The organism is Exiguobacterium sp. s63, assembly GCF_018617335.1.
GTDB lineage: Bacteria > Bacillota > Bacilli > Exiguobacteriales > Exiguobacteriaceae > Exiguobacterium.
In genome coordinates, this window is record NZ_JACSKB010000002.1 from 169,283 (window position 1) to 192,575 (window position 23,293).

Genomic DNA, 23,293 nt, shown 5'->3' on the forward strand with positions numbered 1-23,293 from the left:
TTTGGATATGGTAGACTTTGGATAGTGAAAGCGGGGGAGAGTATATGAAAAAATGGTTGTTCTTCGGTTTTATCGGGTTGATTATAGCTAGAGTTTGGATTGTACCGATGTATACGACTAGTCCAGATATGGATGACTTTGTGAGCTGGTTCGAGGAAACATATTCGGTACAATGTGAAGATGAGAGCTGTGACTCATTTACGCTGATTGGTGATCAGACAAATACATATGTGAATGAAGAAGGGTATATGAAACAGTCCAGTGGATTTTTCACTTTCGACATGGAGGTCAGGCGATTATATCGAAGTGTTGAAGAACCGAAACGAGTCGGGACGATTGAAGTGAGATGGAATCAAGATTCGTTCGAGATTACGGAAGAGACGGGTATCTTTGTTTCTTCGCCATAGGAGACTTGTGAAGCATGCTGATGATCACTCAGGATATAAAGGGGAACCGCTATGAGGCGCTCATCGATACTTTGCTTGGGCACTGTACTCACTTTGCGTTCGTGGAAGACAGGCGCCGAATGGAGATCGAAGAAGAGCGCCTGGTGTATATGGATGTACTGACGGAAGAGATTCGCTGGGATTTGATGGAACGAACCATCGTAAGTGAGTGGGAGACGACAAGACTATCTGGGGATACGGCGTATCTATATTCGTTCCATATGAATTATCGGACAGCACAGTTCCTAAAAGAGCATGGTGGCTCATTGTTCAGTTGGCTCAATCCAGAACTTCCAGAAGACTTGATGTTTTATAAGGGGGAGACGTGCGTGCTCGCGGTATGTCCCCATGAATCGTTCTTTGTCGTCGATGAAGCGATGTGGGGGCAGTATTTACATCAAGCGTAGTGATTGGTATTTTTCAAATTTCCTTACTTGCATTAATCCAAAGTGATTAGACACTTAAATAAATGGTCTCCTAAATGCAATAATATGATTTTTATGTTGACGCTTACATTTTTTCGTTTTATACTGACGTCAGAACTAAATATCACATTTAGACATGTGACTGGTGATGCAGGCAGGATCTAAAATTGTTTTGAGGCCAAGTGTGGACTCATTACGATTTTAGGTCCTTTTTTGTTGTCTTCAGGGATGTGTCTTGCAAAAGGAGCCAAGCAAATGAACCATCAACAAGTCGCAAAAGATGTTTTGCATTTAATCGGTGGCAAAGAAAACATCTCTCATTTTGAGCATTGTTCAACACGCCTTCGCTTTACGTTGAAAGACGACTCGAAAGTGCAAAAGAAAAAGCTTGAACAAACACCGGGTGTCATGGCTGTTAGAATGACAGCACAATGCCAAGTGGTCATTGGCAACGAAGTCGTTGAAGTATATAACGAAATCCGGAATTTAATCGGGGAAGTTGATTCAACCAACCCCGAAGTTAAGAAAAAGCAAAAGCTTGGACCAACAATCCTTGATTTTATCGTTGGGATTTTCCAACCACTCATCCCTGCAATCGCCGGGGGAGGAATTTTAAAGTCACTCCTTTTACTTTTAGCATTGTTTGGTTGGATGGATTCAGATGGACAAACGTATAGAATATTGAATTTGGTAGGAGATGCGCCACTATACTTCTTACCACTGCTTGTCGCTGTGACAACAGCGAACAAATTAAAGGTCAATTCACTAGTTGCTTTATCAGCAGTCGGAGCGATGCTGTTGCCAAACATGTCAGCGATGCTAGCTGAAGGCGCTCAATTATTTACGTTCGATATCGTAAATATCGCTTATGCATATCAAGTATTTCCGGCTATTTTGACTGTTCTTTTATATGCACAAGTTGAAAAAGCCATTACAAAGGTCTCTCCAAAGCCGATTCGAATTTTCTTCGTGCCAATGATGTCACTTTTGATTACGGTACCGATTGGTCTTCTATTACTCGGTCCATTCGGTTTTAGAATCGGACAAGAATTTGCTTCACTTATTTTATTCATCTTTGAACAGGTTGGTTGGATTGCAGTTGGTCTTTTAGCAACGGTTCTCCCGCTTATGGTAGCAACAGGTATGCATAAGGCAATGATTCCGTACGCGGTCACGACAATGGGAGAACTCGGGAAAGAGGTCCTTTATCTCCCCGCATCCCTTGCACATAACGTTGCTGAGAGTGGTGCATGTTTCGCAGTTGCTATCCGAACTAAAGATAAGCTCTTGCGAGCAACAGCAATCTCTGCAGGAATTTCTGCATTATTCGGAATTACAGAGCCTGCTCTTTATGGGGTCACGTTACAAAATAAAAAAGTGCTTGGGAGTGTCATGCTCGGATCGTTCGTCGGAGGTACATTCGTTGGAATCGTCGGACTCCAGGCTTTCGTACTTGTAGGTCCTGGTTTGGCAAGTTTGACGATGTTTATTTCTGAAGAATTACCTCGAAATATTCTTTATGCAATCGCTGGCTTCGGAATTTCGTTTGTAGTTGCATTTGTTTCAGCATTTTTACTTGGAAAAGATCAGGTCAAAGAAGAAGAGTTACCAGATCAACACTTTGCTGATGAAATTGGAAGTCGAGAAACATTCAAAAGTCCTGTCGTGGGACAAATGATTTCTTTGGAACAAGTGAACGATTCAATATTCTCTTCACGAGTAATGGGTGACGGGATTGCCATTGTCCCAGCCGAAGGAAAGTTGTATGCACCGGTCGACGGTACAATCCGCGTTGTAATGGATACGGAACATGCGGTGGGAATGCAGACGGAAAATGGAGCAGATGTTCTATTCCACATCGGGATTGATACAGTTCAATTGGAAGGAAAGTATTTTAAAGCCCATGTTCAGCCTGAGCAATCTGTGAAGGCTGGAGATTTACTTGTAGAATTTGATCTTGATGCAATTCAGAATGCAGGATTTGATCCGGTAACACTTGCTATCGTCACAAACAAAGACCGTTACGAAGTCATTGTGCCACCAGTTCAGTTAGTCAGCCAACACGATACAATCATGACGTTACGTCCAATAGGAGGAGAATTAACATGAACAAAACATTTCCAAAAGGATTCTTATGGGGAGGCGCAATTGCAGCCAACCAAGCAGAAGGGGCATGGAACATTGATGGAAAAGGTTTATCCGTTGCAGATGTCGCAACATTCAAGGCAAACCTCAGTTTAGATGACTATGACGGTCATGTTGGGGTGACGACAAAGAGTGTAAGCGAGGCGATGGCAGATAAGACGGATACTATCTATCCTAAACGAAGAGGTATTGATTTTTATCATCATTACAAAGAAGATATCGCATTATTCGCAGAAATGGGTTTTAAAACATTAAGGGTATCTATTGCTTGGAGTCGAATTTTTCCAACAGGTGAAGAACTTGAACCGAATGAGGACGGTCTAAGATTTTACGACAATGTTTTTCATGAATTGAAACGTTATGGCATTGAACCGATAGTGACGCTTTCCCATTATGAGATGCCTCTTCACTTAAGTGTGGCGTATAATGGTTGGGTTAATCGTGATGTCATTGATCACTTCGTTCGTTTCAGTGATGTTTGCTTCAATCGATACAAGGGACTTGTGAAATATTGGCTCACTTTTAATGAGATTGATAGTATCAATCGTCACCCATTCACAACGGCAGGTATCATTCCAGATCAATGCCCGCCTGGGAAAGAAGAGGAACTTGTATATCAAGCGTTGCATCATCAATTTGTTGCATCAGCACTCGTGACAAAAAGCTGTCATGAAATTATTCCTGGGAGCCAGGTCGGTTGTATGCTGACAAAATTAACCACTTATCCTCATACATGTAAACCAGAAGATGTAGAGGTGGCGCTTAAGAAAAATTTACACAATTATTTCTACGCTGATGTACAAGTATTCGGAGAGTATCCAGCATTAACGCTGCGTATGTTTGAGAATAAAGGGATTCAACTTCATTTCGAAGAAGGTGATTTAGACATATTGCGTCATAATCCAGTCGACTTCGTCTCATTCAGTTATTACATGTCATTGACTGAGTCGGCAGAAGAGGGTCTTGAAAAAGCTGCAGGAAACACAATCATGGGGGTCAAAAATCCATACCTTCCTGCAACGGATTGGGGATGGCAAATTGATCCACTCGGACTTAAAATTTCATTACTTGAGCTCTATGACCGATATAAAAAACCGCTCCTTATCGTAGAAAATGGGATGGGTGCAGTCGATCAAGTGGAATCAGACGGAACAATTCATGATTCTTATCGCATTGACTACTTTAAAGCTCACTTCCGACAAATGAAAGCTGCCATAGATGAAGGTGTAGAATTGCTAGGTTATACAAGTTGGGGGCCGATTGATATTGTAAGTGCTGGGACATCCCAAATGTCGAAACGATATGGTTTCATTTATGTCGATCAGGATGACGAAGGGAACGGAACGCTCGAACGTCGTCGGAAAGATTCGTTCTACTGGTATCAACAAGTCATCGAAACGAATGGGGCATCACTTTTCGAAACCACGCCAAAATAAAAGTAGGTGTAAGTTGTGATTAAAATCAAAAAAGTATTGAATTCGAGCGTAGTTTTGGTCGAGGATGAAGAACAAAAGGACTTCATCCTCTTTGGGAAAGGACTCGGTTTTGGTCGCAAAGTAGGGGACACGGTTGAACGAAAGAGCGCCGATCAAATTTACATGTCGGTCGATAACCCGAAGGCGAAAGAGTTAATTCATCTAATTGACTCAATTCCAAATATCTATTTAAGTTTGACCCAAGACATCGTTGCTCATGCTGAAAAACAATTAGGGACGAAGTTGAATAGTGGAATCTATTTCACACTCATGGACCACTTGCACTTTGCAGTAGAGCGTCATCAAAAAAATATCAACATCACGAATCGTGTGTATTGGGAAATCAAGAACTATTATACGGTCGAGTTTGAAATTGGTACTTATGCGGTCGACTTACTCAATCGCGCCTTGAAAGTTGATTTCCCAAAAGAAGAAGCTGCCAACATTGCGTTTCACTTAATTAATGCACAAAGCGAGGAATCGAGTTCACGTGCAGGAATGAACTATGCTAAATTAATTGGCGCAATCGTTAACATGGTACGCTATTCCTTGAATATCTCAATGGATAAAGAAAGTATTCATTACACGCGTTTTATCACTCATGTCAAATTCTTCGTTGAACGTTTTTATGAAGATAAACTGTTAGTCGAGAAAGATAACTTGTTATTCAATCAAATCGCGACCCTTTACCCTAATGCGATGGAAGTAGCTTTTAAAGTGAAATCGTATATCGAGCAAGTGCATGAAAAAGAAATACCGAATGACGAGTTAACGTATTTAGCTGTTCATATTCACCGGTTGATGAATCAGGACGAGTTAAATGATAAATAAAAATCACTAGTGCTAAACATCAAGTGTTAAAAAAAGCGTCCGACCTTTTCTCAGGTCGAACGCTTTTTCTGTCATCACATAATCATCGACAACAACGTCAAGATGGCGAGCCCACCTTGTGTCAGAATAATCTTCTTGTCACTCGTGATACTGCCATATAGGGCAACGAGAATGATATAGGTCAGCATCATGGTGACAATCTCGACCGGATTGGGGGAGACGTATAGCCCGTATAAGAGTCCGACCCCGATCAATCCGTTATACACTCCTTGATTTTTGAACAAAACCGATACCGAGTCTCTCTTCAGTTCGTCTTTCGACATGCGGAAGACACGTGACGTCGAGGAAGAGGCTGTCGCAATCGTTTCTAAATAGAAGATATAGAAGAATTCGATGGCGACGAGCGTCCCGAGCGCAAGGGTGAGCGTCGACATATTAGTTGACCGCTGCTACTTGTACGACTGGTTTTGCAGACACGTAGTTCGCGACGTTTTGTGCGAAGTTAATGAGGACCGGGTTTTGATTGTGTTGCTCGAGAGCAGTTTGGTCTTCCCAGTTCTCGATCATGACGAAACGGTTCTCGACAGACGTTGACTCGTATAGGTCATATCCGACGCAACCCGCTTCTTGTTTTGATGAGTCGATCAAGATTTGGATGTCGCGCAAGAAGTTCTCGCGTTGTGATGCTTGGATATCAAATGTGGCGTTGACTAAGATCATGGTTGATTCCTCCGATTGTGTGGTGAATTATTTGAACGATGTGACCGTTTGAGCGTCAAGACGAACTGATTCGTAACCTTCTTCTGCCGCTTTCCCGACAGACAAGATCATGACTGGCACGTAACGGTTTTTGTCGAGACCGAACGCTTCTGCGAGTTGGTCTTTCTCGAAACCACCGATTGGGTTCGTGTCATAGCCGTGTGCACGGGCTGTGAGCATGAATTGCATCGCTGCGAGACTCGCATCGATTTTCACGATGTCGTTCATCTCTTGTTTCGAGAGGTTTTTGTAGTAAGGGATGATTGCGCCGAGCTGTTGATCACGAACTTCTTGTGGCATTTTGCCTTCTGCGACCGCTTGATCGTAGATTTGCTCGCCATACTCGTAGCACTCCATGTCTCCGAAGATGAGGAGCATCGCTGCAGACGAATCGTTTTGACGTGTGTTGAAACGGATGAGTGGTTTGAGCGTCTCTTTCGCTTCTGGGCTTTCGACGACGACGAAGCGCCATGGTTGCATGTTGACCGATGATGGGGCAGTCGTTGCTTCCTGAATCATCTCGAGCATCTCTTCTTGTGAGATTTTCACGTTCTCGTCATAGACACGGATTGATTTACGACCGAACATAACGTCTTTAAATGTATTGTTTTCGAATGTAGTTGCCATTGGTGAATTCCTTCTTTCTCTGTTTAGGCGTGACTGTTCAATTTTTGAAGCAGTCCGGATAAGTGTTGAATCTCTTCAGCGGACAAGGCTTGTAAGACGAGGTGGTTGGCCCGTTCGTCTCGCTCGCAGTGCCCTAGGTCTTGCTCTGCTTTCTCTGTCACACGGACGAACATCTCGCGATGGTTCTCCGCGTTCCGCTCTCTGACGACATATCCTTTCTCTTCAAGGATTTTCAAATGTCGGGTGATGGCGGCATTGTCGATTTTCATTTCTTCTTTAATCACGCGTTGCGAACAAACGCCTCGTTCTTTGACGACTTGTAACATCTCGTAGCGGGTCAGGCTGAATCCTGTTTCCCGTTCGAACGACGATGCGACGTTTTGTTCCGCCAACTTGATTTGGTAAAGTAATCGGCTGATTTCACGTAGGTCCATTGCGTCCCACCTTTCTCAATTGACTTATCAATCGTTGACTTGTCAAACGATACAACGTTTCTAATCGCCTGTAAAGTCAAACGCTCAAAAAAAGACGACATCAAATTATCGTGTCGTCTCCTCTTCGATGGGGGTGCCATCAAATCGATATTCTGTCGTGAATGTCGTCTCGTCGAATCCATACATTCGGTCGTAGGCATTCAAGTCCTCGATCGTCCGCACATCGAGGAAGGACGGGTCGATGTCAGACGCTTTGCGCGTGAACATCATATATCGTTCCGTGTAGTCATCATTGCCACCTGGCTTCCCGTCGAACGAGAAGTGAATCCAATAGACATCGGATTCCACTTCGCGTATGACATCGAGAATCCGTTGTTTCTGTTCGTCCGTATTGTTCCAGTCTTCATGAAACATGATCGAGACGTCGAGATACGTCTTCGGATTCGTTTCATAGATAGACGTCGGGGTCGGGCTTACTTTTGCTTGCGCATCATCGGACACTCCGGTCGGTACTTCCGCACGGACCGTCTCTTCCTCTTTTAAAATTCCTTGCGATACGAGGCGCTCGTGAATCGTCCGCTCTGCTTCGCGTTCCCAATACGTCTCGAGCACATTGTCATGGATCGAGCCGTCACCATATGTCTCGATAAAATATTTGCCGGCGAACGGTTCTTTCGTCAATGTCATTTCTCCGATATAACCGCCCATATGCCAGTCGCGTGACAGCTCGATGTCGGGTTGTTCACTGTATGTTTCCTTCACGTACGCGCTGTATGCCTCACGCGCCTCTGATTTTTCATGTGTCGTATATACGAGGAGTCCGCCAGCGAGAAGCCCTCCGACTATGGCTGCTATAAATCGTTTTTTCATCACTTTTTCACCTCTACCCCAATGTACCTGATACGACGAAGAGAAACCTCGGTCCAAAGTCTTATTCAAATCATTTCCATTTCCCTGTAAACTAAAAGTGCCCTCAAAGAACTATTGTAATTGCGTGTACTAATACATATAATACACTTAAAGAGTATCATTGACTATGAGAGGGTGTGACCCATGTTATACAAAATTGATATGAAAAGTTCAGAACCGCTATATGAACAAATCATCAATCAAACGAAAGAGCTCGTCATCCGGGGGATTTTACGGCCTGGAGACAAAGTCATGTCCGTGCGCGAACTCGCCACCGACCTCGTCATCAATCCGAATACGGTCAGTAAGGCGTACCAGGAGTTAGAACGGCTCGGTCTCCTCGAGATGCGACGTGGACGTGGAACGTTCGTCTCTGAGGACTGGGTGGACGATGATGCGGCACGTGATCCGGTCATTGCTTCGATCAAAAAGATTGCGATTGATTGCCACTATGCGAATGTGCCATTGGACGAAGCCATTGACGTATTACGGACGGAATATGAGAAAGTAGGGAAAACCAATGCTGAAAGTTGAACAGTTAAGTAAACAAATCGACCGTCAGACGATTCTCGACGGCATCGACTTCACGGTCGAATCAGGAGAAATCATCGCGCTCGTCGGTCGTAACGGTGCCGGTAAGACAACGCTTCTCCGGACGATGGTCGGCATCATCCGCCCAGATATGGGAGATGTACTCTATGGAGCAAAAAGTATCTTTAAAGATGCGGGATTGAAGCGTGACGTCATCTTCGTACCGGATTCAGCCGACGCGCTCAAAAATTATACGGTGAACGAGGCGACGGACTTGTATGAGTCGATTTATCCGTCATTCAACCGTACCGTCTTTCGTGAGACATTGACGCGATACAACATCGGCAACAAAAAGATTCGCCAACTTTCAAAAGGACAAAAGGCACTCGTCACGTTATCGCTCGCTTTCGCCGTTCAAGCGAAATACTACCTGCTCGACGAACCAACGGACGGTTTGGACGTCGTCGCCAAATCTGACGTGTTGAAACTGATGATTGCCCAAGTCGAGAATCGGAACTGTTCGATTATTGTCTCGAGTCACCAACTGCATGAACTCGAACGCATCGCTGACCGCATCATCATGATTGAGAACGGACGTGTCAAAGCCATCTTGTCGCTCGAAGAGGCACGTGCCCTCAGCATTAAGTGGCAAGTCGTGTTCAATGACCATGTTCCGGTCGAACTGCTCGAACGAAAAGATATCGAAATCATCAACGTGACAGGACGTGTCGTGCTGTTCATGGCAAAAGAACGGACGGAAGAGCTCGAAGCGTTCATCGATTCATACAATCCGATGCTGATCGAAGAGATTCCGATGTCTCTTGAAGACGTATTCCGTGTCCAGTTAGGAGGAGAAGCCCATGCTGTCTAAAGTATTGTTAAAGAAAGATTGGAAACAAGTATCACTGCTTTGGATCCTGCTCGTCTTCTTAGGTGTCGTCGCCTTCACGGTGCCGGCTTGGACACAATTCGAGCAGTTTGATGAACAGATTAAAGATGCACGAGCGAATTCTGTTGATTACGGTATCCCGTTTGAAGAACGAGATCGCCTGACGGTTGAGTCCTTCTTCGATGCCGATTCAAGCATCGCCTACTATATTGGGGATATTGGAAGTGTGATTCCTCTCGGTCCCGTTGTATTTTTGTTTGTCGTGTTTAGTGCGCTCATGGCCACCTCGCTCATTGGTGCCGAACGCAACAGTCAAATGTCGGATTTTTCGATGTCGCTTCCGTTCACCCGGACCCAGCAGTACATATCAAAATGGGTATTGGGGGCAAGTGGGATTGTCATGTCTACGCTGTTAGGAAGTATCGCGATGTTTGCACTGATCGCCACTTCCCGTTATTCCTTCTTATTAGAAGGGACCGTTTTCAAATCGGTCGTGATCGTCCTGTACATCGCATTGATTGGCATCTCGTTATTCTCGTTGGCTCTATGGATGGGCTCGTTCGGTGGGGAATCGATTTCTCAAACGGCGTGGTCGTTTGTCGCCTTGATTTTCCCGTTAGGCATCATCGCATTGATTCAAGCCTCGGCCTATGTGTTTACGAGTCTAGAGGGACTAAGTTCATGGCTGGATTCCCTATACAATGGTGTATTTATTCAAGTCGTTTCGCCCCTTGGAAACTTAGCGAATCTGACTTTATATGAATTCGTCCAATCTGACAGCGAATGGCAAGATTTCATCTCAATTAGCATCCCATCGTCCATCGCCTTCATCGCTTTGTCATTCTGGTTAGGAATTTGGATGTATAATCGTGCGCCACAAGAAAACAACGGTCGCTTCTTCATGTTCAACAACTGGTTATGGTTCGTTCACATCATCATCGTAGTATGTATCGCGATGTTCACAGGAATTATGTTCACAACGTTCACGTATGAAGCGAATAGCGTGTTATATATGATTGGCTTTGTGATCGGAGCGTTCTTAGCACACTTACTCGCTAAGCGTTTGCTATACCGTTTCAACTTGAGACTCAAATCGTAAGGAGGGACACCTATGAAACGCTTCTGTCTGTTGCTCGTACTCATTCTTTCGTTAGCTGGATGCACGAATCCAGATACACCGACGGCATTTGAATATAAAGGGTCGAAAGTCGGAGATCACAATGCAGTCATTGGAATTGCCGGGAGCTTGCCGCTACATGAGTGCTATCGATCGGTCGAGTTGCAGACGAAGAAGCGTCCATATGGGTTGACCGTCCGTTACGAAGACCCGGGGATGGAGCGAGCGGAACAGGAACGTCTCGCGATTCGGAATGCGGCTGCCTATTTCACCCTCATCCCGAACGCCGAGATTGTCCGCTTCGCATTCCCGAACCGGACGTATGCCTTCTCCCGACCGGAGATGGAGGCATGGTTCGAGACAGACTTCGCAAACATTCGTCATGAAAAAGAATTGCAACAACTCATGAATCAGAAGCTTGAAAAACTAGAGTCGACAGATTCCTATTTCAGGCGAGTTTGACAGCGATTGGATGACAAATCCAATCGCTTTTTTTGATATTTTCTGAAAATTATCGGGTAAAGGGTAGATGAAAGCGTTTTCTTAGCATTATAATGGAGTTAACTGAATGAGTATTCATTTCCAAGGAGGAACAGCGATGAACAAACCGTGGTTACAAGATTATCCAGAAGGTATGCCCCAATCGATTGATTATGAGGTAAAACCGCTCTACGAGGCATTGTCTCGCGCAGCAAAGGATTTTCCGAATCGTACGGCCGTCTCCTTTATCGGGAAAGAGTGGACGTATGCTGAAATTGATGACGCCGCACGTCGACTCGCCACGATGCTTCAAGCGAAAGGTCTCGAAAAAGGGGACCGTGTCAGCCTCATGCTTCCGAACTGCCCTCAGTACGTCATTTCTTTCTATGCGGTCTTGTACGCTGGTGGGACAGTCGTCCAAACGAACCCGCTTTATACGGAGCGAGAGCTCGAAAACCTCGTAACGGATGCAGGCGTCAAACTAGTCATCACCCTCGATTTGTTATATCCGAAAACGCTTCGCGTCAGTGAGAAGACGGAGATTCAGACCGTGATCACGACGAGCATCGCTGACTACTTACCGTTCCCGAAAAATAAACTGTACCCAATCAAAGTGAAGCGCGAGAACAATATCGTGATCGATACGACCGGCTCGACGCCGTTTAAAGACTACAAAGACTTCAATCCGGTCACGCCACTCGACATCGATCCGAAAGAAGATGTCGCGGTTCTGCAATATACAGGAGGAACGACGGGTCTTCCGAAAGGGGTCATGTTGACTCATTTTAACTTGACGGCGAATGCGGACCAGATTACGAACTTATTCTATAAATACAATCGTGGAGACGAAAAGCGCGTCTTGTGCGTCGTGCCGTTCTTCCACGTGTACGGGATGTCATGCTGTCTAAACTTTGGGGTCACGAACGGTTATGAACTCGTCCTTGTCCCACGCTTCGACGTGACAGACGTCTTGAAGACGATTCAAAAGAAAAAGCCGCATTTCTTCCCGGGTGCCCCGACGATGTATGTCGGAATCTTAAACGATCCGAAATTGAAAAAGTATGATTTGTCTTCAATCGAGGCGTGTATCTCAGGTTCGGCCCCACTTCCGATCGAGGTGCAAGAAGAATTTGAAAAAATCACGGGTGGTCGAATCGTGGAAGGGTACGGCTTATCTGAGACATCTCCGGTCACACATGCGAACTTCTTATGGGATAAACGGATTGTCGGCTCAATCGGCGCGCCGCTCTCGGATACTTCTGCTAAAATAGTGATGGCAGACGGAGAGACGGAGGCAGAGATTGGTGAGATTGGCGAAATCATGTTGAGTGGTCCGCAAGTCATGAAGGGCTATTGGCAAAAACCTGAGGAGACGGCAGCTGTCTTAAAAGATGGGTGGCTCGCGACGGGTGACCTCGGGTACATGGGAGAGGACGGCTTCTTCTATATCGTCGATCGGAAGAAAGATATGATTATCGCGGGGGGCTTCAATATTTATCCGCGTGAGATTGAGGAGATCCTTTACGAGCACCCGGCCGTCAAAGAGGCGGTCTGCATCGGTGTGCCGGACCCGTATCGTGGCGAGACGGTGAAAGCATTTATCGTGCTTCGTGATGGGTCGAACGTGACGGAAGAAGAGCTCGACAAACATTGCCGTGAGAAGCTTGCGGCCTATAAAGTGCCGAAGTTATATGAGTTCCGTGATGAGCTACCGAAGACGTTTGTCGGGAAGATTCTACGCCGTGTCCTCGTCGATGAAGAGAAGGCAAAACAAGTGAAACAAAGCAGTTGACACCAAGCGTAGGCATGATAGAATAATAAATGAATGAACCATCATTCATTTTTCTGCAACGGTAAGGAGCTTGGGGTTTATGACAAATAACATTTCGAAAAGTGACCGAATCATTGATGCGGCGGTCAAAGTAATCGCCAATCATGGCTATCATGGTGCAAAGGTGACAGCCATTGCCAAAGAGGCGGGTGTCGCGGACGGCACGATTTACTTGTACTTTAAAAATAAGGAACATCTCTTAATTGAATTGTTCCAGGCAAAGATGGGGCTATTTATCGATTACTCGAAACAGCAAATCGAGAACGAGTCGACAGCCGGTAGTAAGTTATACCAACTGATCGAATCCCATTTGAAACAATTGTCGGCCGATTATGACCTCGCTGTCGTGACCCAAATCGAACTTCGACAGTCGAACTTGGTACTTCGTCAAAAAATCGGGGAAGTGCTTAAACCATACTTGAATTTGATTGATTCCGTCGTCAAACACGGAATCGAGACCGGAGAGTTCGACAAGGATTTAGATTATCGACTCGCCCGTCAAATGATTTTCGGCACAATCGATGAGGTTGTGACGAGTTGGATGGCGAGCGGCTTCAAATACGATTTGATGTCGACGCTTCCGGATGTGCACCATATGTTAAAAAAGGGGCTTGCTTAATAGTAAGCCCTATCACTAGCTCAAAAAATGAATGCTGATTCATGAATGATGGGAAGAATTGACTAAAGGGGGATCAACCATGAATATTTTTGTTTTGCTGAAACGTACGTTTGATACAGAGGAAGCGATTCAGCTCGAGAATGGGGAAATTCAAGAAGACGGCGCTGAGTTCATCATCAACCCGTATGACGAATATGCGGTCGAAGAAGCGATTCAAAAACGTGACGCACTCGGGGGAGAGGTCACGGTCATCACGGTAGGACCAGAAGACGCGGATAAAGAACTTCGTACAGCGCTCGCAATGGGTGCGGATAAAGCCGTTCGCATCTCAATCGAGGACGATGTCGAGGACGCGGACCATGTCACGATTTCAAAAGTGCTCGCGACATACCTAAAAGAACAAGACGTCGACTTCATCTTCGCAGGAAACGTTGCTATCGATGGCGGTAGTGGACAAGTTGCTCCACGTGTCGCAGAACTATTGGACATGAACTATGTGACGACGATCACGGCTCTCGAAATCGACGGGTCAACAGCAACGGTCACGCGTGACGTCGAAGGGGACACGGAAGTCATCGAAGTCGCACTCCCACTTCTTGTGACAGCGCAACAAGGATTGAATGAGCCACGTTACCCGAGCTTACCTGGAATCATGAAGGCGAAGAAAAAGCCACTTGAAGAACTTGAGCTCATGGATATCGACCTCGACGAAGATGAAATCGAAGCGAAAATCGAGACGATTGAACGATTCTTACCGGAAGAGAAGAAGGCTGGCCGAATCCTTGAAGGCGACATGTCGTCACAAGTAAGCGAGCTCGTACAACTTCTTCGCACGGAAGCGAAAGTCATTTAAGGGGGAGATCATTGATGAAAGCTTTAGTACTCGCAGAAGCGCGTGAAGGCGCGTTACGTAACGTATCATTCGAAGCCATCGCTGCGGCGAAACAATTGACAGACGATGTGACGGCAGTCGTGATCGGGGATCACGTCCAATCACTCGCACAAGAACTCGGGGAGTATGGCGCAAGTCGCGTCCTCGTCGTCGAGGACGATCGTCTCAAACACTATACGCCAGACGGCTACGGACAAGTGCTCCGTCAGTTGATCGAGCAAGAGAACCCAGAGTTGATCGTCCTTGGACACACGGCTCTTGGGAAAGACATTGCACCGAAACTCGCGGCACGCCTTGATGCCGGACTCATCAGTGACGTCGTCTCGATCGAAGGATCAGGTCGTGACGCAGAGTTCGTTCGCCCAATCTACTCAGGGAAAGCGTTCGAAAAAGTGAAATTCAAAGACTCGGTCATGTTCTTCACAATCCGTCCGAACAACATCGACCCGCTCTCGCCTCAAGCTGGAGCGAGTGTGACGGTTGAAACGCCTGCAGTTGAATTGAAAGACCTTGCGATGATCGTCAAGGAAGTCGTCCGGAAGGCGACTGGGAAAGTCGACTTGTCGGAAGCGAAAGTCATCGTCGCAGGTGGACGTGGCGTGAAGAGTGAAGACGGATTTAAACCGCTCGAAGAGTTGGCTGAACTTCTCGGGGGAGCCGTCGGTGCTTCACGTGGAGCATGTGATGCCGACTATTGTGACTATGCACTTCAAATCGGACAGACGGGTAAAGTCGTTACTCCTGACCTTTACATTGCTTGTGGGATTTCTGGAGCGATTCAACACTTGGCAGGGATGAGTAACGCAAAAGTCATCGTCGCCATCAACAAAGATCCGGAAGCCAACATCTTTACCGTAGCTGACTACGGGATCGTCGGCGATTTGTTCGATGTCGTCCCGATGTTGACAGAAGAATTCCGCAAACACCTCGTCAATAGCTAATAAGCAAAACGTTTTGGGGTTGTTACCCTCCGTGGTATACTCTGAACATGAATTGCATGAGAGTTCTCTATCAGGACTCTCTCATCTTATTGGGGAGGTTTTTACAAATGGCTATTAAACACGCAACGACTCAATCGTTTGAACAAGATGTAAAAGAGGGCGTCGTCCTCGTAGATTTCTGGGCAACTTGGTGTGGACCATGTCGCATGATCGCGCCAGTTCTCGAAGAACTCGATCAAGAAATGGGTGACCAAGTCCAAATCGTGAAACTCGATGTAGACGAAAACCCAGAAGTCGCAGGTGCTTTCCAAATTCAAAGTATCCCTACACTCATGATGTTCAAAGACGGCGAACCTGTTTCTAAAACAATGGGCTTCCAACCGAAAGAGGCATTGAAAGAGTTTATTGCGACAGCACAATAATTGCGTAGCAGCCGATTCGAATCGGCTGCTTTTTTTGTTTTATCGACTTGAAAAGAAGGAAAAGGACAGACGAGCGGGGAATAAGTTGAGTTATCCCATACAGCCTGATTGAAGGGCCAATTCTGATACATATCGTCTGTTTTTCAAATTTTTTTTTGAGGATTTTCCGTCGGCTTCCTTCATATTTAACAGATTCGAAATTTTGACGAGAGAGCATCTGAACTGGAAGCTTTTATCATGGAAACAGACTGAAAATTTGCGCTATACTCATGAGGAAGACTTGATGGAGTCAAGTGAACTTACTTTACGACTCACTCAATGGTACGACTCTGTTCGAAGGAGGAATTTTCTTGTCGGTGTTACATTTAGCTATTTTGTTGCCGCTCCTTGCGGCACCGTTCATCCCGCTTTTGTTTCGGGGGATGAGACAAATTCATACAGGCTGGTTCGTCTTAATCGTCCCGGTCGTCCTCGTCACCTACTTCGCCGGATTCATTCCGATTACAAGTGCAGGGGACGTCGTGACAGAGACGATTGCGTGGATGCCATCCCTCGGGATCAACTTCACGGCATATGTCGATGGACTGAGTCTATTATTCGCCCTTCTCATCACAGGGATCGGGTCACTCGTTGTTCTCTATTCAATCTACTATCTGAATAAGGACAAAGAGTCGCTCGGGAATTTTTATGTGTATCTCTTGATGTTCATGAGTGCGATGCTCGGGGTCGTTCTCTCGGACAACATGATCGTCATGTATATGTTCTGGGAACTCACTTCGATTTCATCTTTCCTGTTAATCGGATATTGGTATGAAAAAGAACGTTCTCGTTACGGCGCTCAAAAGTCGATGCTTCTCACGGTGTTCGGAGGATTGTCGATGCTTGGGGGGATCGTTTTAATCGAGTCGATGATTGGCTCGTACAGCATTCGAGACATGGTCGCAAACTCCGGTGTGATTGCGGAGAGCCCATTCTTCCTCGTGGCGATGATTCTCATTTTGCTCGGGGCATTCACGAAGTCCGCGCAATTCCCGTTCCACATCTGGTTGCCTGACGCGATGGAAGCACCGACTCCGGTCAGTGCATACCTCCACTCGGCAACGATGGTCAAGGCGGGTCTTTATCTCGTTGCCCGTATGAGCCCAGTGTTCCAAGAGTCGGCTGTATGGTTGTGGACGATTGCCGCGGTCGGGATGTTCACGATGTTCTGGGGCTCGTTCAATGCCGTGAAGCAGACCGACTTGAAAGGAATCTTGGCATTCTCGACAGTCAGTCAGCTTGGATTGATCATGTCGCTCCTCGGTCTCGGGGCTGCGGCGCTTCACTATGACGGGATGGATGACAATATCTTTATGGTGGCGACGATTGCGGCCATCTTCCATCTCATCAACCATGCGACATTCAAAGGATCGCTCTTCATGATGGCGGGGATTGTCGATCATGAGACAGGGACACGTGATATTCGTAAGCTCGGTGGTCTGATGACCGTCATGCCGATCTCATTCACGATTGCCGTGATCGGTTCCTTGTCCATGGCAGGTCTTCCTCCGTTTAACGGATTCTTGAGTAAAGAGATGTTTTTAAAGGCGACGACGAAAGTCTTTTCAGCCGATTTCTTTGCACTTGATACGATTGGAATTGTACTCCCGATTATTGCGTTTGTCGGAAGTGTGTTCACGTTCATCTACAGCATCATGCTGTTCACGAAAACGTTCATGGGTAAAGCGAAGTTCGACCAGTTACCGAAACAACCGCATGAGGCGCCGATTGGGATGTTGATTTCTCCTGTCATTCTTGCGCTTCTCGTCGTGGTTCTCGGTTTCTTCCCGAACGTGTTGTCGCACTCGCTCATTAAACCGGCAGTCGAATCGATTTATCCGACCCTTGTCGCAGAGGGACAGGAAGTCGACGTCCACATCTACTTCTGGCACGGATTGACACCTGAGTTGTTCATGACCATCGGGGTCGTGGTGCTCGGTTCGTTGCTGTTCTGGCAGTTGGGTAAATGGATGGGCATCTACAACCGAATCCCATATCGTTTGACGCTGAACGGGATGTACGACGGCACGCTCGTCTGGTCGAACAAAGCGGCATATCGCTTTAAAGACAATTACATGACGGGATTCATTCGGTCATACTTGATCTACATCTTCGTATTCCTTTCAGGGATGATGCTCTTTAGCATCTGGTGGTTCGGGATGTACGACTTCTCATTTGAGAACTTGGCAGAAATCGCACCATATGAATATGTTCTCGGGACCGTCGTCATGCTCGGTGCGCTCGCCATTCTCTTTATGAAGTCGAGACTTCCATCTATTATCTTACTCGGGGTCGTCGGTTACGGCGTGGCACTCTTCTTCGTCTTCTTCGGAGCCCCTGACTTGGCACTCACACAGCTCGTCATTGAGACGGTGTCGGTGGCGTTGTTCTTACTCGTCTTTTATCACATGCCGGACATCAGTAAGAAAGAAGTACGCATGCGCTTTAAAGTGGGGAATGCTCTCGTGGCGATTCTCGTCGGGACGACCGTGATGCTCCTCAGCTTCATGGCATTGACGAATAAATCGCTCACCTCGATCTCTGAGTTTTATAAAGAGAACGTGTATGAGCTCGCTGCCGGGAAGAACATGGTCAACGTTGTCCTTGTCGACTTCCGTGGCTTTGATACCTTGTTTGAAATCGTGGTCCTCGGACTTGCGTCCCTCGGGATTTACACGATGATTAAATTTAGAACATCACGACGTACGAAAGGAGAAGGTGCACATGAAGCAAAACAGCAAACGCGTCAATGACGTTATTTTGCAGACGGCCGCAATCATCATCTTCTTCATCATCGTCATCTTCTCGATTGATTTGTTCTTTGCCGGTCACTATTCACCAGGTGGAGGCTTCATCGGTGGATTGATGACCTCTGCGGCCCTCGTCCTGTTGTTACTCGCATTCGATGCGAAGACGCTCGCGAACGTACTACCGGTCAACTATCGCCTCATGACGGCGTCTGGGTTGCTGATTGCGCTTGCGACAAGTCTTCATTCAGTTTTTCTAGGTCGTCCGTTTTTGACACATGCTTATGGAAAGTTTCATTTGCCACTTCTCGGTGAGCAGACGCTCCATACGGCGATTGCATTCGACTTAGGCGTTTACCTTGTTGTCATCGGTGTCACCATGACGATCATTCAAACGATTGGAGAGAGTGAATAATGGAAATCTTCGTTAGCATCATCATCGGTGTCCTGACGATGTGTGCGGTCTATCTTGTTCTCTCAAGAAGTTTGTTACGCATCATCATCGGTACGGCACTGTTCAGTCACGCCGCACACTTGCTCGTCTTGACGACGGCAGGATTGAAGACGGGGGCTGCCCCTGTTCTCGTGGATGGGGTGACTGAATTCACAGACCCGTTACCACAAGCTCTCGTCTTGACGGCGATTGTTATCAGTTTTGGGGTGACGGCGTTCTTCCTCGTACTTGCTTATCGCACGTATCAGGAGCTCAGCACGGACAATATGGAAGAAATGAAAGGAACAGAATCGTATGATTAACTTACCGGTCTTTCCAATCGTCATTCCTGCGCTTGCGGCCATCCTCATGATGTTCATGCCGAAACGTGTCCAGCTGCAGCGCGGGATGGCTCTTGGAGCTTTAGTCATCACTTCGATCGTGTCACTCTTTCTCGTGCACACGGTCTCGACAGAGGGAATTCAAACCCTCAATCTCGGGAGTTGGCAGGCACCGTTCGGGATCACACTCGTATCGGATATGCTGTCAGCCCTGCTCGTCACGACGTCGACATTGCTCACACTCTTTATCGTGTGGTTCGCCGTCCATTATTTCTCAGATTCGTATGAAGGCAACTATCTCTACATTGCGATGCTGTTCTTGCTCGTCGGGGTGAACGGTGCCTTCACGACAGGTGATATTTTCAACTTGTTCGTCTTCTTCGAGGTTTTCTTGATGTCTTCGTACGTCCTGATTGTACTCGGTGGACGTGGCGTTCAGTTACGCGAGTCGATCAAGTACTTGCTCGTAAACATTATTGCATCGGCTCTCTTCGTCATGTCAGTTGCCTTACTCTATGGCGTGACAGGCACGCTCAACTTGGCAGACTTGGCGATGAAGATCCCGCTCGTCGACAATCCGGACGTCATCACCGTCATCGGTGTGCTATTCGTCATCGTCTTCGGGATGAAAGGGGCACTTGTCCCACTTCACTATTGGCTCCCGGGAGCGTATGTGGTTGCGCCGACACCGATTCTCGCGATGTTCGGAGCCCTCTTGACGAAAGTCGGGATTTACTCGATCTTACGGACGTATACGCTTCTCTTTGATGGGAACGGTGAGTTTTTACAGACCTTCCTCATGGTGCTCGCTGCCCTCACGATCTTCATCGGGATGACGGGTGCGATTGCCTATAATGATGTGAAGTTGATTATCATCTACAACATTATGATCGCGGTCGGGGTCATCCTTTACGGAATCTCGGTGAACACGCAGACGTCCCTTGAAGGGTCGCTCTACTACTTGATTCACGATATGTTGATCAAGGCCGTCCTCTTCATGCTCGTCGGGATGATGATTGGCATCACCAAATCTGGTCAACTCCGGGATATGGGGGGGCTCATCACACGATTCCCGCTCTTCGGATGGACGTTCTTCGTCGCAGCGCTCTCGCTTGCGGGGATTCCCCCACTCAGTGGGTTCTTCGGGAAACTGTTGATCGTGTCAGGTGGAATGAACGAAGGCGAGCTCTTTGGACCACTTCTCGTTCTCATCTCAAGTCTCTTCGTCCTCTATTCGGTCATGAAGATTTTCTTGAACGGATTTTGGGGAGAGGCGAAACGTGAGTACGATGGGCCACTCGCGCCATATACGAAGCGATTGATTGTGCCGGTGTTCTTGCTGCTTGCCATTGCGGTCGCATACGGTTTTGGGGCAGAAGCCATCCACCCGTATATCACCCAAGCAATCGAACCGCTCGTCAATCCAGAAATCTATATCGATGCCGTGATAAAGGAGTGAATGACAGATGGCTTATCAACTTTTGATTAACTTTTTCTTGGCGTTCATCTGGATGTTCCTCACGGGATCGTTCACATCGAGCGGTTTCTTCGTCGGTTATTTACTCGGTTTGCTCATCTTGTTCATGATGCGCCGGTTCTTCAAAGCGGGCGGAGGCGGATTCTATTTCGCTCGCGTCTGGCGATTGTTCAAACTGCTCTTGATTTTCATCCGTGAATTGTTCCTTGCGAACTTTGAGGTATTGCGTCTCGTATTAAGTCCGAAACTGAAGATTCAACCAGGGATCTTCCGATATGAGACATCGCTCGATAAAGGGTGGAAAGTTAGTTTGCTCTCGATGTTGATCACGCTCACACCGGGAACGCTCGTTGTCCAAGTATCGAAAGACAACTCCGTCCTCTATATCCATGCGCTCAATATGCCAGATAAAGAAGCGTTACAAAAAGATATATATGACAACTTTGAATTAAGTATTAAGGAGGCGACAGAGTGATGGATCTTTTAGATGTTCTCATCTACATCTCGCTCGCCATTCTTGTGCTTGCGATGCTGATGATGTTATATCGTGTCGTAAAGGGACCGACGACAGCGGACCGTGTCATCGCGCTCGATTCAATCGGAATCGCACTGATCTCGGTCGTTGCGTTGCTCTCCATCCTGCTTGATACGACACTTTACTTTGAAGTCATCTTACTGCTCAGTATTTTAGCCTTCATCGGAACAGTGGCATTCTCGAAATTCTTAGAGAGGGGAGAGATTATCCAAAATGACCGCGACAATGATCTTTGATCTTATCACCGGCATCTTTACGATTATCGGCGTCTTCTTCACCGTCGTCGCCGCAATCGGTCTCATTCGTCTCCCGGATATTTATTCGAGAACGCACGCTGCCTCGAAGAGTGCGACACTGGGCGTCATGTTCGTGCTCTTCGCGGCCGTTTTACACGTGTATGTAGATGAGCGCGTATTTGATGCAAGACTCTTGCTTGGACTCTTCTTCGTCCTCTTGACGGCTCCTGTCGGGGGGCACCTCATCTCACGTGCGGCGCACGCGAAAGGGGTCCCGCTTTGGGAGAAGTCGTTACAAGACGCACTGAAAGAAGACAAAGATAAAGGGATTGAATAAAAGAAAGACGGGATTCGCCATTCGGCGAGTCCCGTCTTTTGTTTAGATGAGATAAGTGAGGTCAGAAGCAGCAGTCGGATAGGCGACTTCTAAGTGCTTCACGTGTTGATGCGACAGTTTGTTCTGTATAATGAAAGAGAACAGATTGATGAGTTCCGGCGCATGGTGTCCGATTAGGTGTGCCCCGATGACATGACCTTCGGCGCTTAGAAGTATTTTCGAGTAAGCCGTCGTGTCATGGATGCGTGAATAAGTTAAGAAGTTCGACATGTCTGTCTCTTTCACGTCGAAGTCGATCCCCTCGGCCTCCGCTTCCTCTACCGTAAGACCGACTTTTGCAATCGGAGGAGTCGCGTAGACGATGGTCGGGGCAGGGCGCTCTGGAAGTGCTCGCGTATTCCCGTGAAGCATATTTAAGGCGGCGAGACGGCCTTCCTGACCGGCGAACGGAGTAAGTGCGGGATTTGGACTGTTGGCGACGTCACCGGCGGCGTATATGTTCGGATTATTTGTTTGGAGATACTCATTCACGAGCAAACCGTGACGGTCAGCCTTGACTCCGGCCGCTTCTAACCGTAGTCGCTCGATGCTTGGAATTCGCCCGGTGGCGTTAAGGACAACTCCTTCAAGGGTAGAGTCATCTGATAACGTCAAGACGTTCCCGTCGATTCGTGTCGGTTCGATATCGTGGCGGACGGTGATTCCGATGCGCTTCGATTCCTCGACGAGCCGATGGACGACGTTCGGGTCGAATGCTTTTAATGCACGTGAGCGGATGAGGAGTGTCACGTCACTTCCGAAGCGTCGAAAGATATGGGCGAATTCGAATGCGATATAGCCGGCACCCACGATATGAATCGCATCCGGTACTGCATCTAGGTCGAATACATCATCACTTGTGATGGCCAAATCGCCACCAGGGATATCAAGCGGACGTGGCGTTTGTCCTGTCGCAATCAAAAATTGATGGGCAGACAACTCATGACCATCGATGACGATGGAGTCTTCATCGATAAAGTGAGGCTCCCCCTGATATAAATCAATGTTCATCTCGTTCCAATGCTGTGTTTTTGACGTAGGGATCGAGAAGCGATATTCATCAATCCGCTTTTTAAAGGAGGCCCAATCGAGTGATAGGTTTCCTTCGACCCCGAGCTCGTGCATACGTTCCGTTCGGGCAAGGAGTTCGGCTCCTTCGGCGAGCATTTTCTTCGGATCACATCCGCGTTGTGGACACGTTCCCCCGAACGTCCAATTCTCAATGATGGCGATCTCTTTACCGGCTTCTCGTAAAATGGAAGCGGCTTGGCTCGCGGCGGAACCGCTACCGACAATGATGACATCGTATCGTTTCATAATATTAAATCCTCCTCTG

The 23,293-nt window shown here is 47.0% G+C and carries 27 protein-coding genes; 21 read left to right on the forward strand and 6 right to left on the reverse strand.

Going from position 1 to position 23,293, the window contains the following annotated elements; translation table 11 throughout:
• Positions 1-44: 44 nt before the first annotated feature.
• From KNO90_RS07625 to KNO90_RS07645, 5 genes are all read left to right on the forward strand, one after another.
• Positions 45-407 (forward strand): hypothetical protein, encoded by a 363-nt coding sequence (locus tag KNO90_RS07625; RefSeq protein ID WP_214739565.1) that lies wholly within the window; start codon positions 45-47, stop codon positions 405-407.
• A 14-nt stretch (positions 408-421) separates the two neighbouring features.
• A complete protein-coding gene (locus KNO90_RS07630) occupies positions 422-853 on the forward strand; it encodes a stage III sporulation protein AH (protein ID WP_251127401.1) in 432 nt (143 codons plus the stop codon).
• Positions 854-1,126: 273 nt separating this feature from the next.
• Positions 1,127-2,980, forward strand: a complete 1,854-nt coding sequence (locus tag KNO90_RS07635; protein WP_215113363.1) for a beta-glucoside-specific PTS transporter subunit IIABC — start codon at positions 1,127-1,129, stop codon at positions 2,978-2,980.
• A complete protein-coding gene (locus tag KNO90_RS07640) occupies positions 2,977-4,452 on the forward strand; it encodes a glycoside hydrolase family 1 protein (RefSeq protein WP_214739569.1) in 1,476 nt (491 codons plus the stop codon). Before KNO90_RS07635 ends, KNO90_RS07640 begins: the two co-directional genes overlap by 4 nt.
• A 15-nt stretch (positions 4,453-4,467) precedes the next feature.
• Positions 4,468-5,322, forward strand: coding sequence for a PRD domain-containing protein (locus KNO90_RS07645; protein WP_214739571.1), 855 nt, complete (start codon positions 4,468-4,470; stop codon positions 5,320-5,322).
• A gap of 74 nt (positions 5,323-5,396) precedes the next feature.
• Here the strand turns inward: KNO90_RS07645 and KNO90_RS07650 are convergent, their stop codons facing one another.
• From KNO90_RS07650 to KNO90_RS07670, 5 genes are all read right to left on the reverse strand, one after another.
• On the reverse strand, positions 5,397-5,756 hold the full coding sequence (locus KNO90_RS07650; RefSeq protein ID WP_215113364.1) for a DUF1304 domain-containing protein: 360 nt from the start codon (positions 5,754-5,756) through the stop codon (positions 5,397-5,399).
• Position 5,757: 1 nt separating this feature from the next.
• Entirely contained in the window at positions 5,758-6,042 is a 285-nt protein-coding gene (locus KNO90_RS07655; RefSeq protein ID WP_215113365.1) for a putative quinol monooxygenase, read from the reverse strand.
• 27 nt (positions 6,043-6,069) lie between these two features.
• Positions 6,070-6,708: a nitroreductase family protein gene (locus KNO90_RS07660; RefSeq protein WP_215113366.1), complete on the reverse strand. Its 639-nt coding sequence runs from the start codon at positions 6,706-6,708 to the stop codon at positions 6,070-6,072.
• Between the two features lie 23 nt (positions 6,709-6,731).
• On the reverse strand, positions 6,732-7,142 hold the full coding sequence (locus KNO90_RS07665) for a MarR family winged helix-turn-helix transcriptional regulator (RefSeq protein WP_159561951.1): 411 nt from the start codon (positions 7,140-7,142) through the stop codon (positions 6,732-6,734).
• A gap of 105 nt (positions 7,143-7,247) precedes the next feature.
• Complete coding sequence (locus tag KNO90_RS07670) at positions 7,248-8,012, reverse strand: hypothetical protein (protein WP_251127402.1); 765 nt, start codon at positions 8,010-8,012, stop codon at positions 7,248-7,250.
• A 183-nt stretch (positions 8,013-8,195) separates the two neighbouring features.
• Between KNO90_RS07670 and KNO90_RS14865 the strand changes: the two genes are divergently transcribed.
• From KNO90_RS14865 to mnhG, 16 genes are all read left to right on the forward strand, one after another.
• On the forward strand, positions 8,196-8,585 hold the full coding sequence (locus tag KNO90_RS14865; RefSeq protein WP_214739583.1) for a GntR family transcriptional regulator: 390 nt from the start codon (positions 8,196-8,198) through the stop codon (positions 8,583-8,585).
• Positions 8,572-9,453 (forward strand): ABC transporter ATP-binding protein, encoded by an 882-nt coding sequence (locus KNO90_RS07680; protein WP_215113368.1) that lies wholly within the window; start codon positions 8,572-8,574, stop codon positions 9,451-9,453. The genes KNO90_RS14865 and KNO90_RS07680 overlap by 14 nt, the downstream gene beginning before the upstream one ends.
• Positions 9,443-10,570, forward strand: coding sequence for an ABC transporter permease subunit (locus KNO90_RS07685; protein WP_215113369.1), 1,128 nt, complete (start codon positions 9,443-9,445; stop codon positions 10,568-10,570). Before KNO90_RS07680 ends, KNO90_RS07685 begins: the two co-directional genes overlap by 11 nt.
• A gap of 12 nt (positions 10,571-10,582) precedes the next feature.
• The gene (locus KNO90_RS07690) at positions 10,583-11,050 is read left to right on the forward strand and encodes a DUF4825 domain-containing protein (RefSeq protein WP_214739589.1); all 468 of its coding nucleotides are present in this window, start codon (positions 10,583-10,585) and stop codon (positions 11,048-11,050) included.
• A gap of 136 nt (positions 11,051-11,186) precedes the next feature.
• A complete protein-coding gene (locus tag KNO90_RS07695; protein ID WP_214739591.1) occupies positions 11,187-12,860 on the forward strand; it encodes an AMP-binding protein in 1,674 nt (557 codons plus the stop codon).
• A gap of 79 nt (positions 12,861-12,939) precedes the next feature.
• Positions 12,940-13,518 (forward strand): fatty acid metabolism transcriptional regulator FadR, encoded by a 579-nt coding sequence (locus tag KNO90_RS07700; RefSeq protein WP_214739592.1) that lies wholly within the window; start codon positions 12,940-12,942, stop codon positions 13,516-13,518.
• A 79-nt stretch (positions 13,519-13,597) separates the two neighbouring features.
• On the forward strand, positions 13,598-14,371 hold the full coding sequence (locus tag KNO90_RS07705; RefSeq protein ID WP_215113370.1) for an electron transfer flavoprotein subunit beta/FixA family protein: 774 nt from the start codon (positions 13,598-13,600) through the stop codon (positions 14,369-14,371).
• Between the two features lie 14 nt (positions 14,372-14,385).
• Entirely contained in the window at positions 14,386-15,351 is a 966-nt protein-coding gene (locus KNO90_RS07710) for an electron transfer flavoprotein subunit alpha/FixB family protein (protein ID WP_214739596.1), read from the forward strand.
• A gap of 107 nt (positions 15,352-15,458) precedes the next feature.
• Positions 15,459-15,773 carry a thioredoxin gene (trxA, locus tag KNO90_RS07715; RefSeq protein ID WP_015881090.1) on the forward strand — a complete coding sequence of 105 codons (315 nt, stop codon included), beginning with the start codon at positions 15,459-15,461 and terminating at the stop codon, positions 15,771-15,773.
• A 350-nt stretch (positions 15,774-16,123) separates the two neighbouring features.
• On the forward strand, positions 16,124-18,565 hold the full coding sequence (locus KNO90_RS07720; RefSeq protein WP_215113371.1) for a Na+/H+ antiporter subunit A: 2,442 nt from the start codon (positions 16,124-16,126) through the stop codon (positions 18,563-18,565).
• Positions 18,537-18,974, forward strand: a complete 438-nt coding sequence (locus tag KNO90_RS07725; protein WP_214739600.1) for a Na(+)/H(+) antiporter subunit B — start codon at positions 18,537-18,539, stop codon at positions 18,972-18,974. Before KNO90_RS07720 ends, KNO90_RS07725 begins: the two co-directional genes overlap by 29 nt.
• Complete coding sequence (locus KNO90_RS07730; protein ID WP_015881093.1) at positions 18,974-19,315, forward strand: Na(+)/H(+) antiporter subunit C; 342 nt, start codon at positions 18,974-18,976, stop codon at positions 19,313-19,315. The genes KNO90_RS07725 and KNO90_RS07730 overlap by 1 nt, the downstream gene beginning before the upstream one ends.
• Complete coding sequence (locus KNO90_RS07735; RefSeq protein ID WP_215113372.1) at positions 19,308-20,792, forward strand: Na+/H+ antiporter subunit D; 1,485 nt, start codon at positions 19,308-19,310, stop codon at positions 20,790-20,792. Before KNO90_RS07730 ends, KNO90_RS07735 begins: the two co-directional genes overlap by 8 nt.
• A 7-nt stretch (positions 20,793-20,799) precedes the next feature.
• Positions 20,800-21,285 carry a Na+/H+ antiporter subunit E gene (locus tag KNO90_RS07740; RefSeq protein ID WP_214739603.1) on the forward strand — a complete coding sequence of 162 codons (486 nt, stop codon included), beginning with the start codon at positions 20,800-20,802 and terminating at the stop codon, positions 21,283-21,285.
• Complete coding sequence (locus KNO90_RS07745) at positions 21,285-21,581, forward strand: Na(+)/H(+) antiporter subunit F1 (protein ID WP_214739604.1); 297 nt, start codon at positions 21,285-21,287, stop codon at positions 21,579-21,581. The genes KNO90_RS07740 and KNO90_RS07745 overlap by 1 nt, the downstream gene beginning before the upstream one ends.
• A complete protein-coding gene (gene mnhG, locus KNO90_RS07750; protein ID WP_015881097.1) occupies positions 21,559-21,918 on the forward strand; it encodes a monovalent cation/H(+) antiporter subunit G in 360 nt (119 codons plus the stop codon). Before KNO90_RS07745 ends, mnhG begins: the two co-directional genes overlap by 23 nt.
• Positions 21,919-21,960: 42 nt before the next feature.
• Here the strand turns inward: mnhG and KNO90_RS07755 are convergent, their stop codons facing one another.
• On the reverse strand, positions 21,961-23,274 hold the full coding sequence (locus KNO90_RS07755) for a dihydrolipoyl dehydrogenase family protein (protein ID WP_215113373.1): 1,314 nt from the start codon (positions 23,272-23,274) through the stop codon (positions 21,961-21,963).
• Positions 23,275-23,293 lie beyond the last annotated feature (19 nt).

Excerpts from the sequence above, each read along its gene's own strand:
- KNO90_RS07625 (WP_214739565.1), top strand. The coding sequence starts at position 45 with ATGAAAAAATGGTTGTTCTTCGGTTTTATCGGGTTGATTATAGCTAGA.
- KNO90_RS07630 (WP_251127401.1), top strand. The coding sequence starts at position 422 with ATGCTGATGATCACTCAGGATATAAAGGGGAACCGCTATGAGGCGCTC.
- KNO90_RS07635 (WP_215113363.1), top strand. The coding sequence starts at position 1,127 with ATGAACCATCAACAAGTCGCAAAAGATGTTTTGCATTTAATCGGTGGC.
- KNO90_RS07640 (WP_214739569.1), top strand. The coding sequence starts at position 2,977 with ATGAACAAAACATTTCCAAAAGGATTCTTATGGGGAGGCGCAATTGCA.
- KNO90_RS07650 (WP_215113364.1), bottom strand. The coding sequence starts at position 5,756 with ATGTCGACGCTCACCCTTGCGCTCGGGACGCTCGTCGCCATCGAATTC.
- KNO90_RS07655 (WP_215113365.1), bottom strand. The coding sequence starts at position 6,042 with ATGATCTTAGTCAACGCCACATTTGATATCCAAGCATCACAACGCGAG.
- KNO90_RS07660 (WP_215113366.1), bottom strand. The coding sequence starts at position 6,708 with ATGGCAACTACATTCGAAAACAATACATTTAAAGACGTTATGTTCGGT.
- KNO90_RS07665 (WP_159561951.1), bottom strand. The coding sequence starts at position 7,142 with ATGGACCTACGTGAAATCAGCCGATTACTTTACCAAATCAAGTTGGCG.
- KNO90_RS07670 (WP_251127402.1), bottom strand. The coding sequence starts at position 8,012 with ATGAAAAAACGATTTATAGCAGCCATAGTCGGAGGGCTTCTCGCTGGC.
- KNO90_RS14865 (WP_214739583.1), top strand. The coding sequence starts at position 8,196 with ATGTTATACAAAATTGATATGAAAAGTTCAGAACCGCTATATGAACAA.
- KNO90_RS07680 (WP_215113368.1), top strand. The coding sequence starts at position 8,572 with ATGCTGAAAGTTGAACAGTTAAGTAAACAAATCGACCGTCAGACGATT.
- KNO90_RS07685 (WP_215113369.1), top strand. The coding sequence starts at position 9,443 with ATGCTGTCTAAAGTATTGTTAAAGAAAGATTGGAAACAAGTATCACTG.
- KNO90_RS07690 (WP_214739589.1), top strand. The coding sequence starts at position 10,583 with ATGAAACGCTTCTGTCTGTTGCTCGTACTCATTCTTTCGTTAGCTGGA.
- KNO90_RS07695 (WP_214739591.1), top strand. The coding sequence starts at position 11,187 with ATGAACAAACCGTGGTTACAAGATTATCCAGAAGGTATGCCCCAATCG.
- KNO90_RS07700 (WP_214739592.1), top strand. The coding sequence starts at position 12,940 with ATGACAAATAACATTTCGAAAAGTGACCGAATCATTGATGCGGCGGTC.
- KNO90_RS07705 (WP_215113370.1), top strand. The coding sequence starts at position 13,598 with ATGAATATTTTTGTTTTGCTGAAACGTACGTTTGATACAGAGGAAGCG.
- KNO90_RS07710 (WP_214739596.1), top strand. The coding sequence starts at position 14,386 with ATGAAAGCTTTAGTACTCGCAGAAGCGCGTGAAGGCGCGTTACGTAAC.
- trxA (WP_015881090.1), top strand. The coding sequence starts at position 15,459 with ATGGCTATTAAACACGCAACGACTCAATCGTTTGAACAAGATGTAAAA.
- KNO90_RS07725 (WP_214739600.1), top strand. The coding sequence starts at position 18,537 with ATGAAGCAAAACAGCAAACGCGTCAATGACGTTATTTTGCAGACGGCC.
- KNO90_RS07730 (WP_015881093.1), top strand. The coding sequence starts at position 18,974 with ATGGAAATCTTCGTTAGCATCATCATCGGTGTCCTGACGATGTGTGCG.
- KNO90_RS07735 (WP_215113372.1), top strand. The coding sequence starts at position 19,308 with ATGATTAACTTACCGGTCTTTCCAATCGTCATTCCTGCGCTTGCGGCC.
- KNO90_RS07740 (WP_214739603.1), top strand. The coding sequence starts at position 20,800 with ATGGCTTATCAACTTTTGATTAACTTTTTCTTGGCGTTCATCTGGATG.
- KNO90_RS07745 (WP_214739604.1), top strand. The coding sequence starts at position 21,285 with ATGGATCTTTTAGATGTTCTCATCTACATCTCGCTCGCCATTCTTGTG.
- mnhG (WP_015881097.1), top strand. The coding sequence starts at position 21,559 with ATGACCGCGACAATGATCTTTGATCTTATCACCGGCATCTTTACGATT.
- KNO90_RS07755 (WP_215113373.1), bottom strand. The coding sequence starts at position 23,274 with ATGAAACGATACGATGTCATCATTGTCGGTAGCGGTTCCGCCGCGAGC.